A 13,040-nucleotide genomic window follows, 5' to 3' on the forward strand; every position below is an offset into this window, starting at 1 on the left:
GCCTGCGAACGCTGCACTGCGGTTTATCTGATGAACCGAGTTGCCTGGTTCACAGGCAAGTTGTTAAATCACGTTATACGTTTTCAGCCAGCCCAATCCTGCTTCGGTGCTGGTCAGCGGTTTGTATTCGCAGCCGACCCAGCCCTGGTAGCCGATGCGGTCCAGGTGTTCGAACAGAAAGTGATAGTTGATCTCCCCGGTGCCGGGCTCATGGCGGCCAGGGTTATCGGCCAACTGCACGTGCTGGATCACCTGCAGGTGGGTCTCTAGCGTGCGAGCCAGGTCACCTTCCATGATTTGCATGTGGTAGATGTCGTATTGCAGCGCCAGGTTTTTGCTGCCGACCTTGTCGCGAATGTCCAGTGCCTGGCGAGTGGTGTTCAAGTAAAAGCCTGGAATGTCCAAGGTGTTGATCATTTCCATGATCAACCGAATACCCACGGCTTCAAGTTTGTCGGCGGCGTATTTGAGGTTGGCAATGAAGGTGTTTTCGATCAGCTCATCGCTGCCCTCAGCCGGACGAATCCCCGCTAGGCAGTTGATTTGCGTGTTGCCCAAAACCTGGGCGTAGGCGATGGCCAGATCGACCCCGCCGCGAAACTCTTCGACGCGGTCCGGGTGACAGGCGATGCCGCGTTCGCCGTTGGCCCAGTCGCCCGCAGGTAGATTGAACAGCACCTGGGTCAGCCCGTTCGCATCCAGCCGCTCCTTGATTTGCGCCGAGTTGAACTCGTAAGGGAACAGGTATTCAACCCCGGTGAAACCCGCCGCCGCGGCGGCGTCGAAGCGGTGCAGAAAGTCATGTTCGGTGAACAGCATGGACAGGTTGGCGCATAAGCGTGGCATGGTGGGCTCCTCAGTCGAAACGGTTGTCAGTCAATCAGGTTTAGTCCATCAAGCTGACAGATGTAGGGGCGTCGGCGCGGGACTCTGCCAGCGCTTCGAATTCATTAATGGCGTTGATCTCTGTACCCATGGAAATGTTAGTCACTCGTTCCAGAATCACTTCGACGACCACCGGAACGCGGTATTGCTGCATCAGGGAGCTGGCTTCAGCGAACGCTGCCTGCAGGTGGGCCGGATCGGTGACGCGAATCGCTTTGCAGCCCAAGCCCTCAGCCACCGCGACGTGGTCCACCCCATACCCTTCCAGTTCCGGTGCATTGATGTTGTCGAAGGCCAATTGCACGCAGAAGTCCATGTCAAAACCGCGCTGCGCCTGACGTATCAAGCCCAAGTACGAGTTGTTCACTACGACGTGAATATAGGGCAGTTTGAACTGCGCACCCACGGCCAATTCTTCGATCATGAACTGGAAATCATAGTCCCCGGACAGCGCAACAACCTGGCGGCCAGGATCAGCTTTGGCCACACCCAGTGCTGCTGGAATTGTCCAGCCCAGCGGCCCGGCCTGGCCGCAATTGATCCAGTGGCGTGGTTTGTAAACGTGCAGGAATTGCGCCCCGGCAATTTGCGACAGCCCGATGGTGGTGACGTAGCAGGTGTCCTTGCCAAAGTAACGATTCATTTCTTCGTACACCCGTTGCGGCTTGACCGGCACGTTGTCGAAATGGGTTTTACGTTGCAGGGTGCGTTTGCGCTCCTGGCAACTGTGCAGCCAGGCGCTGCGGTTTTTGAGCGTTCCGGCGACGTGCATTTCCCTAGCGACTTCGAGGAACATCTCCAAAGCAGCGCCCGCATCGGAGACGATGCCCAAGTCTGGCATCAACACCCGACCTATCTGCGTCGGTTCAATGTCGATATGGATGAATTTACGGCCTTCGCTGTACACCGAAACAGTGCCGGTGTGGCGGTTGGCCCAACGATTGCCGATCCCCAGCACCAGGTCCGATTCAAGCATCGTGGCGTTGCCGTATCGGTGGGACGTTTGCAGCCCGACCATGCCCGCCATTTGGGGGTGATCGTCAGGAATAGTGCCCCAGCCCATCAGCGTTGGAATCACCGGAATACCGGTCAGCTCGGCGAACTCAACCAAAGCTGCCGAAGCGTCGGCGTTGATGATGCCGCCACCGGCCACAATCAGCGGGCGCTCGGACTGATTGAGCATCGCCAAGGCTTTTTCTACCTGCTTGCGGCTGGCCTTGGGTTTGACGATGGGCAGCGGTTCGTAGGCGTCGATGTCAAATTCGATGTCGGCCATTTGCACGTCGAACGGCAGGTCGATGAGCACAGGACCAGGCCGTCCGCTGCGCATCAGTTGAAACGCTTTCTGAAACACATACGGCACCTGCCCCGGTTCCATTACCGTCGTCGCCCATTTGCACACCGGTGCCGCGATGCTGGCGATGTCTACTGCCTGGAAGTCTTCTTTGTGCAGGCGGGCGCGGGGCGCTTGTCCGGTGATGCACAAGATCGGAATCGAATCTGCCGAGGCTGAGTACAGGCCGGTGATCATGTCGGTGCCGGCCGGGCCTGAGGTGCCGATGCACACCCCAATATTGCCTGCGACCGCGCGGGTGTAACCCTCTGCCATGTGCGAAGCGCCTTCGACGTGACGTGCCAGCACGTGATCAATGCCGCCGAGCTTCTTCAGGGCTGCGTACAACGGATTGATGGCTGCACCGGGAATCCCGAACGCGGTGTCGATTCCCTCACGTTGCATCACCAGAACGGCCGCTTCGATAGCGCGCATGACAGTCATTTGGTAGTCTCCTGAAGTCGATAGTTTGAGTACCTGACTATCCTGCTTCTTCAAGATAACGTTGAGAATTGCTGCTTTAATCCTTTCTATCGGTATCAGGAGTATCGAATGGACCGCTACACCGAATTGCACAGTTATGTGCTGGTCGCCGCCAAAGGCAGCTTCGCGGCGGCGGCGCTGGTTGAAGGGGTGACGCCGGTCATCATGGGTCGCCGTCTCACTGCACTTGAGGACCGACTGGGCATTAAGCTGATCCATCGTTCCACCCGGGGCCTGACCTTGACCGAATTGGGTGAGTCCTACCTGGAGAGCGCCAAAGCGCTGTTGCGTACGTTCGAAGAACTCGACGCCAGCGTCAGCGAGAACCAAAGTGCGGTACGCGGCCATCTGATGGTGTCGGCACCCGCTGGTTTTGGCAGACGCCACGTAGCGCCTCACGCGCCGGAATTTCAGGCGCGGTTCCCAGAGCTTAATTTGTCGTTTGATTTGACCGACAACGTGATCGATCTGGTCCGTGAGGGCTACGACTTGTCGATTCGCATTGGCGAGGTGCTGGACCCCAATTACGTGGCGATCAAATTGTTTTCCAACCAACGGGTGGTGTGCGGTGCGCCGCAATACTTTGAGACCCATGGCTACCCGCACACCTTGGAAGACCTGGCGAAGCACAACTGTTTGACGTTCAACCTGCAGGGCGGACAGCACCGGGGCTGGACCTTTCAGCGTGACGGGCGACAGGTCGCGGTCAAGGTCGCGGGCAATCTGTACTGCAACGACGGTGAGCTGTTGTTTGACTGGGCCAAGCGCGGTCTTGGCGTCAGCTGGCGCTCGGTCTGGGAAATCCAAAGCGCGCTGGAAAGCGGCGAACTGGTGACGGTTCTGGATACCTTCGCGTTGCCCAGTTACGACATCCAAGGGGTTTACCCGCAACAGCATTATCTGCCCGCCAAAGTCCGGTTTTTTATTGCGTTCTTGAAGGAGGTCTATAATCGCCCGAATTACTGGGTCCAATCCTGATCGGCGGCGGCGGCGGCGGCGGCGGTTCGCGGAGCGCTCGCGAACCGCCCGATGTTTCAGAAAAGACTCAGCGACACAGCAGGTAAACCTGTGATTTCACCGCAGGCCAAACCTGGGCCTTTGACGATATACATACCGGTAAAGGAACCTGCAGTGATCACGGTGTCCTTGCTCAGCGTCAATCCCTGGCCGGTGTGGTGGTTGACCAGCCAGGCCAGCAACCGACGGGGATCCCCGGCTGGATTGGCGGCTTTACCCGGCACGATGTTTTGGCCGGCGTAGGTGAAGGTCATCTCGGGTTCGGCAAACGGGAAATTCTCCCTGTACTCGACAAATTCGCCCACGATCAACGCACCGTGGTTCAGCAAGTCGCCCAGTTGCAACAGCGGCTCGACCTTTGGCCAGACCGCAAATCGGCTGGCAACCAGTTCGATAGTCGCCGCCATATAACCGATGCCCTGGCGTACTTCTTCATCCGAGTAGGCGTCGGCGCGGGGTGCGAAGTCGCGGTTGAAACGAAAGGCGATTTCCAACTCCAGGCCCGGCGGAAAATACGCGGCTCGTTCGAGGTTGGCGCCGCTGGGCAACAAGCATTCAGTGGGGAGCGGGGCGCCCTGAACCGGGCCGGTGTGGGACTTTGAACCGATTTTCCAGCCGCCGACGGTGCAACCCCGTAGCCGCAGAATGTCTTGCTGTAACGCATAGGCCCCAGCGGCGTCGACCGGCACCTGGTCTGCCGATAACTGCGCGATGGGCTGGCGATGACGTCCGGCGTCGACAATCAGTTGGGCGATGTTGGACGTGTGAGCGGTGTCAGTCATGGGGCAGTTCCTTTGAATATTTTGAAGGTGAAACCCGCGCCGGTTCAGTCAATGGCTGCGCGGGGAATGAAGCAATCGAGATCATTTGCCGACAATAACCGAAGGCCGTTGCGGGTGCTGCTCGTCTACCTCGGAAGGCAGGTTAGTCACGCATTCGAACTTGTTCTCGGGCTTCATGCGAAACGCCAGAATAACGCCGATGGCCATCAGCAGCATGCTGCCGACAAAGGGCAAATCCCAGCTGCCATAGCGGTCGATCAAATAGCCGGAAACCACTGGTGAAAGGATTGCGGCGGCGGCAGAGCCGGTGCTCATGATGCCGCTCGCGGTGCCGCTGAACTCCGGCGCGATGTCCATCGGGATCGCCCACATTGGACCAATCATCATTTCGGCGAAGAAGAAACCACCCGCCAGGCAGGCCATTGAGATGTACATGTTGTGGTTGAACATCACGGGCATCAGGCACGCCAACGTCAGGAACATGCAGATCGCAACCATCCAACTGCGGGACTTCTTCAGCGACCCGGTTTTGATCAACAGCTTGTCCGTAATGACGCCACCCACCGTATCGCCGATCACACCGGCGAAGAATACTGCCGATGCAAACACCGCCGATTTCTTCAAGTCCATGTTGTAGCTGTGCAAAAAGTACTGAGGGATCCACGACAGAAATAACCAGAGCGTCCAGCCATAGCAGAAGTAAACAATGGTCACCGGTGCCATGCGTTTAAACAGGGCTTTCCACGGCACTTTAGGTGCAGGGCCTTTTGGTGCTGGCAGCACTGCCAGTTCTGCTTGGGTGATCAGTGGGTGATCTTTAGGGTGTTCGGTAAATACGAAAGCCCAGACCACTACCCAGATCAAGCTGATGGCGCCACACACATAGAACGCCATGCGCCAGTTATACGTGGCCATCACGGCAACGATGACCGTTGGTGCAACCGCGTTGCCAATACGGGCTGCCGAATGGGTAATGCCTTGAGCAAAACCGCGTTTTTCTTTAGCCACCCAGCGCGACATCGCGGCGGTAGCGGCAGGGAAGGTTGCACCTTCGCCCAGACCCAATAGCAAGCGCGCGGCGAGCATGGAATACAGGCCGCCAGCAAAACCGGTAAGAATGGTCGCTACGCCCCACAACGCTCCGCAGAAAATCAGCGTGCGCCGAGCGCCATATTTGTCGCTGATCCACCCGCCGATGACCTGAAACACCAGGTAAGGGTAAGCGAAGGCAGAAAAAACCAGACCGATTTGGGTGTTTGACAGGCCGAATTCGGCACCGAAACCCGAGGCCGCCGTGCTGACGTTAACGCGGTCAAGGTAGGTGATGAAGTACATGACGCAGAGCATGAGCAACACCATGCTCGTTGGGCGTAAGCGGAACCGTTTCATGACGCTATCTCCAGTTTCTTATTGTTCGTGCAACGACGCACGATAGGTCGGGATAGATCTTTATTGTTCTACTGATTACGGGAATTAACATCCTGTAGGAGCCAACGTGTTGGCGAGGCGATCAATCAGGCAATTGATAACAGACCTCTCGCCAGCACGTTGGCTCCTACAGGTTTTTGGTGGGTTTCATTACCGGCGCAGCGGGACATCCTGGGCGCCGAGGAAGTCCATCGCCGCAACTACACCGCTGCCGTTGAGCTTCACACCCGCCATTTTCAGGCCCATCTCGCAGCCGGTCAGGGTTGCCATCAGCGTCAGGTCGTTGCAATCGCCCAAGTGGCCAATGCGGAACATACGGCCTTTCATTTTGCCCAGGCCGGTACCCAGCGACATGTCGAAGCGTTCGTAGATGATCTTGCGCACCTGATCGGCATCGACGCCATCAGGGGTCATGACACCGGTCAATACCGGGCTGTAGACGCTCGGGTCGGCGCACTGGATATTCAGGCCCCACGCGGTGACAGCGATTCGGCAGGCCTCGGCCAGGCGATTGTGTCGGGCAAACACGTGGTCCAGGCCTTCGCCGAGAATCATGTCCAATGCTTCGCTAAGGCCATACAGCAAATTGGTGCTTGGCGTGTACGGCCAGTAACCGGTCTTGTTCATTTCGATAATTTCGTCCCACGCCCAGAAACTGCGTGGTAAACCGGCGGTTTTGCTGGCGGCGATGGCCTTGGGCGAGACCGCGTTAAAGCTGATGCCGGGTGGCAGCATTAAGCCTTTCTGCGAACCGGAAATAGTGACGTCCACGCCCCATTCATCGTGGCGATAATCGGCTGAGGCCAGGCCGGAAATAGTATCGACCAGCAACAGGGCAGGGTGGCCGGCAGCGTCGATAGCTTTACGCACGGCGGCGATGTCTGAGGTAACGCCGGTACTGGTTTCATTATGTACAACACAGACGGCTTTGATGCTGTGGTTTGAGTCTTGGCGCAGACGCGCTTCGATCATCTCGGGCTTGAGTCCCTGACGCCATCCTTCAACACCGGGCAAGCCGATGAACTCAGGTTTCAGGCCAAGGCTTTCGGCCATTTTTTTCCAGAGAGTGGCGAAATGACCGGTTTCAAACATCAACACGCTGTCGCCGGAACTCAGGGTATTGCACAACGCGGCTTCCCAGGCGCCGGTGCCTGAGGCTGGGTAAATGATCACCGGTTGGTTGGTTTTGAAAATTTGCTTGATGCCGTCAATCACCTTCAAACCGAGTTCTGCGAACTCAGGACCTCGGTGATCAATGGTCGGGTAACTCATGGCACGGAGGATGCGGTCGGGAACCGGGCTTGGGCCGGGAATCTGTAAAAAGTGGCGGCCGGCTGGGTGAAAATCGAGCTTTACCATGGTCGTTTTCCTTGTTGTTGTATTTTGAATTCAAAATACCATAGCAGGACTCCGCGCCACGTCAACCTGAATAAAATTGTTGTTTAGCCCCTATCCATTGGGCTTAAACGCTGAAAATGAATTAAGATCCTTTCAGCCATTTGAGGACTTTGTATGCAAGATTCAGATTTCATTACGGAAAAGGACGCCGTTCGACAATTACCCAAAGTAGAACGCCAACGTTTGCATGACACCGTCGTTGAGCACCTGCGCAGCTTCATTATCGAAGGTGTGCTGGAAGCTGGCAGGAAACTGAACGAGCGAGAACTGTGCGAAACCCTCGGCATTTCCAGAACGCCGTTGCGGGAAGCATTGAAGGTATTGGCAGCGGAAGGCTTGATTGAAATATCGCCCAATCGCGGCGCCAGCGTCGCACGCATGTCTGAGCTGGAAATCCGCGAAGCCTTCGAATTGATGAGCGGTTTGGAAGGGTTTTCCGGAGAGCTGGCCTGCGAGCGAATCACTGACGAGGAACTGGCGCAAATCAGGGCGCTGCATTACGCCATGGTCGTGTGCAAGAACCAAAACGACTTGCCCGGTTACTACCAGCGCAACCGCGCCATTCACGATCTGATCAATCAGGCCGCGCGCAATTCGGCGCTGTGTCAGGCCTATCAATCGCTTAACTTCAGGTTGCAGGCGCTGCGGTTTCGGTCAAATTTTCAGGCCCCGAAATGGGACCGGGCGGTGCATGATCATGAGCAAATGATCGAAGCGCTGGAAGCCCGTGACGGCAAGCGTTTGAGCGCGATCCTGCGCCATCACTTGCTGGAAAAACGCGATGCGTTGATGTTGATGGTTCGCCAGGACGACGAGCACGCGAGGTCGATTCGCAGCTGATTGGCTGGCAACGAGGCGCCTCAGATGAATTATTCAGACATATATTCATGCCTCATGATTGATGCGCAATTAAGGGTACCCTTGCCGGCAATCATCCGCACATAAGGACATCATGATGACGTGGTCAGCCAAGCAATATTCTGCCTTTGAAAACGAACGTACCCGCCCCGTGCGGGATCTTGTTGGCGCCATTGCGCAGCATGAAGTACGCGTTGCCATCGACTTGGGCTGCGGTCCGGGGAACTCCACTGAAGTCCTTGCCGAGCGCTACCCCGATGCCGTCGTGAGTGGCATCGACAGCTCTGAAGACATGGTTGCCGCTGCCAATAAACGACTGCCCTCCATGCAGTTTGAGGTCAGCGACATCGCTGGCTGGAAGCCGACCAAGCAGTACGACGTGATCCTGGCGAACGCCTCGTTGCAGTGGGTGCCGGACCATGAACGGTTGTACCCGTTTTTAGTGAAGCAGCTTGCACCGGGTGGCAGTCTCGCGATCCAGACCCCTGATAACCTGGAAGAGCCGGCTCACCGGATGGCGCGTAAGATTGCCGCGAACGGGCCGTGGGCCAATAAAATCGGCGGCCAACTGCATCCGCCGCGCCATAGCGCTGACTATTATTACGACCTGCTGAGCCATCATTGCAGCAAGGTTGATGTGTGGCGAACCACGTATTACCACCCATTGGCGGGTGGTGCGCAAGCGGTAGTCGAATGGTTCAAGGGATCGGCATTACGCCCGTACCTCGGTCCGCTAGACGATGCCGAAAAAGCGGCGTTCCTTGCGCAATACCTGGCAGCCATGAAAGAAGCCTACCCGGTATCAGCGCACGGCAAAGTGCTGTTGCCGTTTCCACGATTATTTATCGTGGCCAGTCGATAGGATTTGCCTTGATTCCAAGGCCCCTGGCCTGAGACCGCTTAGTCTTCGCCAAGAATTAAGCGGATGCGCTCACTAAAATCGCTGATGCTGAACGGCTTGGCCAAAACCCGGGTGGCCGGTTTGGCGTTTTCATCGATCTGCAGGTTTTTCGCAAACCCGGTGATGAACAGCACTTTTAGCTGCGGGTGCTGAACCCGCAGGAGGGCGGCGAGTTGCTGCCCGTCCAGCCCGCCTGGCAGACCGATGTCGGTGACCAACAAATCGATATGTTCGAGCTTTTCTGCGCGACTGAGTGCTGACCGGCCGTCAATCGCTTCAGGCACGGTGTATCCCAAATCGGTCAGCAATTCGATCATCACGTGGCGAACCACCATTTCATCGTCCACCAACAGAACGGTTTCACCCGACGCCCTCGGCAACGCCTTGACGGCACTGGTCATCAAGCTGGACTCGTCGACCACTTCGCTGTGCAGCGGAAAGCTAAGCGCGATCGAGGTGCCGTGGCCCATCTCGCTGCTGATCTGCGTATGCCCACCGGATTGCTGGACGAAGCCGTAAATCATCGACAGACCCAATCCGGTGCCTTCCCCCGATTGCTTGGTGGTGAAAAATGGATCGAAGGCCCGCTCCATGACCTCGGGTGTCATGCCGGTGCCAGAATCCGTCACCGTGATAGTCACGTAATCGTTGACGGCGAAATCCCGACCTTGGACCACCGGCCGCTCGGCTGGAGTTCGACCGGTTCTTATCGACAGTGATCCCCCGTTGGGCATGGCATCCCGAGCGTTGATCGCCAAATTCAGGATTGCGTTTTCAAGTTGGTTTGGATCACACCGGATCGCGCTGTTGGCGGCCAAGGTGGTTTCGAGATCAATGCCGGGGCCTACGGTCCTTCGCAGCAAGTCTTCGAGGCCGGCGACGAGTTTATTCGGGTGGATGACTTTGGGTTCAAGCGTTTGCTGCCTGGAAAACGCCAACAACCGATGGGTCAATGCCGCCGCACGTTGCACCGTCGACTTGGCCAAATCGATGTAGGAAGGCAGCTTGTCGACCTTGCCTTGTGCGAGCCTGAGCTGCATTAGCTCAAGACTGCCCAAGGCGCCGGCCAGCATGTTGTTGAAGTCATGGGCCAAGCCCCCGGTCAATTGCCCGACAGCCTCCATTTTTTGGCTCTGCCGAAGTTTCTCTTCGGTGGCTTCACGCTCGCCCTGCTCCTTGACCAACGCGAGCGTGCGCTCAGCCACCCGCTCTTCCAGGGTTTCATTCCAGTCACGCAGGGCCGATTCGAGTCGAACGCGCTCCTCGATGTCTTCGATGGTTCCGTACCACTGAAGGCAGGCGCCTTGGCTATCGAGCTGCGGAAAGGCGCGCATCCGAAACCAGCCATAATCGCCCCCGGTTTTGCGCAACGTGGCGCTGACGTCATAGGGCACTTTGGTGCGTATCGAGTAGGCCCAGGCGTCGGCAATCTTCTGCTCGTGGTCGTGGTGGCAAACCTGCAGCCAGCCTTGATCCAGCGCCTGCTCCTGACTGAGGCCGGTCAGTTTCAGCCAACGTTGATCAAACGAGGTCACGCGACCTTCCGCGTCGGCGGTCCAGATAATTTGCGGATTGAGTTCCACGGCCACGCGGAAGTGTTCTTCGCTGCTGCGCAGCGCACGTTCGGAGGCTCTGATTTCATCCAGCGATCTAAAACGCTCCACGGCACCCGCGATAAAATTCGCGTAGGTGCGCAACAGGTCGATATCGCGATCCGTAAAATTTCTGGGCTTTTTGCTGTCGACTTCGAAAATCCCGAACGGGGACTTTCCTTCCACCCCCAAGATCGGGACATTGACCAGTGCCTGAACGCCGTGATCGAGCAAAAACGGCGCATAACGAAAGCGTTTTTCCAGGCTGACGTCGGTGGAGATGACCGGGTATTTCGAGCCAAAGGCGTAGCCCTCCGAGACGTCCTTTTTGATCGGTACTGTCACGTTGTCGACCACGTTTGGTTGCCATCCCACCCCGCTGCGAACCTTCAGGAAGCGACCGTCGTCGCACAGCATCATGATTTTCGCAAAGTCAGTACCCAACGCCTCGCGCACCAGTGCGCAGGCCTGTTGCAGGATCTCGTCAAGGCTCGGTGATTTCAGCGCAAGTTCACCAAACTGGGCCAAAGCGTTGAGGCGCCTTAACTGCGCAGGCTGGAGGTCATGAAGATCGGTCACGGTGTGCTAGTCCATTGTTTCGCCCAACTTTTCGGGCCCGTTAACCATTGGTGATTTGAATCTCAATAAATGTTCAACTCCGTTCAATGCCACCGGTCAGGGCGCTCGATCCGGTGAGCGCACCATCGATGTCGCCGCGCTTGTACGCCGCTGAATGTGCGTCGGGCTCAGGTTGACCACTTCCGGAACTGGCAAATTTTTGTAGAGCCGGCTATAGCGAAAGGCTTACACGACGAAGGGTAACTTCGCTCTATGCGGGGGGCTGCTGTCAGCGATATTCTTGATCCATCAACGCAGGCGCTTGGAGCGCCAGCGGATCAAGGATGATCGACCATGGCCCGGATGGCCACCGACAGGGTGTTGGAATGGTCTTGGAAAAACCCGCTTCGGCGGGTTTTTTATTGTCTATAGAAAACCTCACGAAATTGAATCAATTTTCGTTGAGTTCACGGGGTTCATGAATGGGGCAGCCGTTGCGTTGACTCCGAAAACGCGATGACAATTCATACGACGGTTTGCGCGCCCGCATGATGCCGCCCAATGGACGATGAGCCTCCAAACCATGCCATGGGCTGAAGGCCATGCCTTCATCTATGTCCGCTTCACGACGTTTAGACCATGACTGTTGTTTCGGAACGTCGATTCGAGCGACGGCTATAAACGGACTGACGTCTTCTGGCCATTGGACTGACGCGTCTTCAATCGGCATCTTCTCTAAATTCGTGGCCAACTGAATCCGTACTTCCCAGGTTCCTCCGTTGCTCGAAAAGAAATCCTGAACCGCTTCGCGCAGGCCATCGGGCTTGTCTGCGACGTCGACTTCTTTGTCGGTCAATGCAGTCAGCTCGGGCGATACCGGAACGATGCTTAATTTTGCGTAATACGCACCGTACAAAAACGGCACCACGCTGTAATACGTTTCGCCCAAGAGATTGGTAATGGGGTGACCGCCCAAGCTTTTGAGTGTGCCGCTCTCACCACCTACCGCTTCGACGATACTTTCCACGCCCCTGAGCAAGGCGGAAAAGGCCTTTTTTGACTCCGGTGCCTTGTCGGTGGTTGCGGCCAACATTTTCAAGGTTCTCAGGAATGCCTTGGGGTCAGCGGCGGTGAAGGCCTTGGCGTTTTGCAGCACAAAGTCCTGAGTAATATCACCCTCGCTGTCGGGCAGACGGCTGCCTTCTACGCCGATCATTTTGATCGCCAGGCCACGGGGCGCCGATACTTTGTCATCGAGAATATCGCCGGGATTGGTTGAGAAACGCAAAACCACCGGCAGTTTGACGGGGTTGGCAAATGCGCCTTGGGCCAGTGCTGCAGGCAAGCCGTCGAGAATCTGAATTTCCCCATACAACAACCCATGGGCTTTGGCATGCACGCCGCGCACGGCGTGGCCGTAGTCGTGATAAGTGGTTTCCAGAATGGAGCGCATGGTTTCGGCCAACGCTTGGCTGGTCTGTGATTCGTCTTCCGGTATTTGCTCAAAAGAAGGTTCAAACGGTAACGGCTGAACGTTAAGAAGCGTTGTCATCAGGTTTCTCCGGTCAGATTAGGGCAGAGGCGTAATTCGGTCCGCAGCCTGCGCTCTTGGATTCTTGGCTATTGGCTCGGGGACTTAATCAACCTGACCGGCGTTGTCCACGGCGGTTCAACACTGCGGACCGGCTGCCCAAATGCAGGCCAGCGCTTGAGCGCGAGCTTGAAATCGGGGATGTAGTGTTATTTCAGGCGGGGTATCAAAACCAAAAAAAAACGTCGCCGGTAAGCGCTTGGGGCGCTTACCG

General features: G+C 56.8%; 10 protein-coding genes. 3 read left to right on the plus strand and 7 right to left on the minus strand.

All coding sequences use genetic code 11. The annotated features are described in order from the left end of the window. Positions 1-63: 63 nt before the first annotated feature. Both hyi and gcl read right to left on the minus strand, forming a co-directional pair. Positions 64-846 carry a hydroxypyruvate isomerase gene (hyi, locus tag RHM65_RS17125; RefSeq protein ID WP_322164772.1) on the minus strand — a complete coding sequence of 261 codons (783 nt, stop codon included), beginning with the start codon at positions 844-846 and terminating at the stop codon, positions 64-66. A 40-nt stretch (positions 847-886) separates the two neighbouring features. Further along, on the minus strand, positions 887-2,662 hold the full coding sequence (gcl, locus tag RHM65_RS17130; RefSeq protein WP_322164771.1) for a glyoxylate carboligase: 1,776 nt from the start codon (positions 2,660-2,662) through the stop codon (positions 887-889). A 108-nt stretch (positions 2,663-2,770) separates the two neighbouring features. Between gcl and RHM65_RS17135 the strand changes: the two genes are divergently transcribed. Next, positions 2,771-3,679, plus strand: a complete 909-nt coding sequence (locus RHM65_RS17135) for a LysR family transcriptional regulator (RefSeq protein ID WP_322164770.1) — start codon at positions 2,771-2,773, stop codon at positions 3,677-3,679. A 56-nt stretch (positions 3,680-3,735) separates the two neighbouring features. On the opposite strand, the gene RHM65_RS17140 is transcribed toward RHM65_RS17135, so the two are convergent. The 3 genes from RHM65_RS17140 to RHM65_RS17150 all read right to left on the minus strand — a co-directional run bounded on the left by RHM65_RS17140 (position 3,736) and on the right by RHM65_RS17150 (position 7,287). Next, positions 3,736-4,500: a 2-keto-4-pentenoate hydratase gene (locus tag RHM65_RS17140; RefSeq protein WP_322164769.1), complete on the minus strand. Its 765-nt coding sequence runs from the start codon at positions 4,498-4,500 to the stop codon at positions 3,736-3,738. Positions 4,501-4,581: 81 nt separating this feature from the next. After that, positions 4,582-5,889, minus strand: coding sequence for an MFS transporter (locus RHM65_RS17145; protein WP_322164768.1), 1,308 nt, complete (start codon positions 5,887-5,889; stop codon positions 4,582-4,584). A 189-nt stretch (positions 5,890-6,078) separates the two neighbouring features. Then, a complete protein-coding gene (locus tag RHM65_RS17150; protein ID WP_322164766.1) occupies positions 6,079-7,287 on the minus strand; it encodes a pyridoxal-phosphate-dependent aminotransferase family protein in 1,209 nt (402 codons plus the stop codon). A 153-nt stretch (positions 7,288-7,440) separates the two neighbouring features. Between RHM65_RS17150 and RHM65_RS17155 the strand changes: the two genes are divergently transcribed. Both RHM65_RS17155 and tam read left to right on the plus strand, forming a co-directional pair. Beyond that, positions 7,441-8,166, plus strand: a complete 726-nt coding sequence (locus tag RHM65_RS17155) for a GntR family transcriptional regulator (RefSeq protein ID WP_322164764.1) — start codon at positions 7,441-7,443, stop codon at positions 8,164-8,166. 115 nt (positions 8,167-8,281) lie between these two features. Beyond that, a complete protein-coding gene (gene tam, locus RHM65_RS17160; protein ID WP_322170991.1) occupies positions 8,282-9,046 on the plus strand; it encodes a trans-aconitate 2-methyltransferase in 765 nt (254 codons plus the stop codon). A 38-nt stretch (positions 9,047-9,084) separates the two neighbouring features. Here the strand turns inward: tam and RHM65_RS17165 are convergent, their stop codons facing one another. Together RHM65_RS17165 and RHM65_RS17170 are read right to left on the minus strand one after the other, a co-directional pair. Beyond that, positions 9,085-11,256, minus strand: a complete 2,172-nt coding sequence (locus RHM65_RS17165) for an ATP-binding protein (protein WP_322164762.1) — start codon at positions 11,254-11,256, stop codon at positions 9,085-9,087. A 430-nt stretch (positions 11,257-11,686) separates the two neighbouring features. Beyond that, positions 11,687-12,787 carry a catalase family protein gene (locus tag RHM65_RS17170; protein ID WP_322164760.1) on the minus strand — a complete coding sequence of 367 codons (1,101 nt, stop codon included), beginning with the start codon at positions 12,785-12,787 and terminating at the stop codon, positions 11,687-11,689. Between the last annotated feature and the right edge of the window lie 253 nt (positions 12,788-13,040).

Origin of the sequence: Pseudomonas sp. CCI4.2, from assembly GCF_034350045.1 — a bacterium.
Taxonomy (GTDB): Bacteria; Pseudomonadota; Gammaproteobacteria; order Pseudomonadales; family Pseudomonadaceae; genus Aquipseudomonas.

Coding starts and splice junctions, on each gene's coding strand:
- gcl (WP_322164771.1), bottom strand. CDS start 2,662: ATGACTGTCATGCGCGCTATCGAAGCGGCCGTTCTGGTGATGCAACGT.
- RHM65_RS17150 (WP_322164766.1), bottom strand. CDS start 7,287: ATGGTAAAGCTCGATTTTCACCCAGCCGGCCGCCACTTTTTACAGATT.
- RHM65_RS17170 (WP_322164760.1), bottom strand. CDS start 12,787: ATGACAACGCTTCTTAACGTTCAGCCGTTACCGTTTGAACCTTCTTTT.
- RHM65_RS17140 (WP_322164769.1), bottom strand. CDS start 4,500: ATGACTGACACCGCTCACACGTCCAACATCGCCCAACTGATTGTCGAC.
- RHM65_RS17145 (WP_322164768.1), bottom strand. CDS start 5,889: ATGAAACGGTTCCGCTTACGCCCAACGAGCATGGTGTTGCTCATGCTC.
- hyi (WP_322164772.1), bottom strand. CDS start 846: ATGCCACGCTTATGCGCCAACCTGTCCATGCTGTTCACCGAACATGAC.
- RHM65_RS17135 (WP_322164770.1), top strand. CDS start 2,771: ATGGACCGCTACACCGAATTGCACAGTTATGTGCTGGTCGCCGCCAAA.
- RHM65_RS17155 (WP_322164764.1), top strand. CDS start 7,441: ATGCAAGATTCAGATTTCATTACGGAAAAGGACGCCGTTCGACAATTA.
- tam (WP_322170991.1), top strand. CDS start 8,282: ATGACGTGGTCAGCCAAGCAATATTCTGCCTTTGAAAACGAACGTACC.